This is a genomic window from Bradyrhizobium sp. Kon10, assembly GCF_055807395.1.
In genome coordinates this window covers 1-239 of sequence record NZ_JBVVOZ010000381.1, presented here as the reverse complement: position 1 = coordinate 239, position 239 = coordinate 1, and the positions used below count along the sequence as shown (strand labels likewise).

1 protein-coding gene is annotated in these 239 nt (G+C 59.0%); it reads left to right on the top strand.

What is annotated here, in order from left to right; genetic code table 11:
- Positions 1 to 26: 26 nt before the first annotated feature.
- On the top strand, positions 27 to 239 hold a 213-nt coding region (locus AC0L2O_RS37450), incomplete at its 3' end, for a hypothetical protein (protein WP_473373279.1).

Here is a 239-nt window from a genome sequence, read left to right as displayed (position 1 = left end):
ACCGAGCCGCTGGCAAGCGGAATCTGATGAGCGTCCGCGATGAAATGCGTGTATGCGGACGGGTAGATGTCGAATGCAATCTGTCGAACGGCTTCGGATTCATAAAGGCCATCGGTCCCCGCTCCCTTGGTTGCGGCGCCGATCATGAGCACGAGGGGGCGCTCAATCCCATGGGAGAGAACGTGATCGCGAAAGCTGACAACGTTGCGCGCGCTGAGATTCGCAGTTCCGAAGACCCA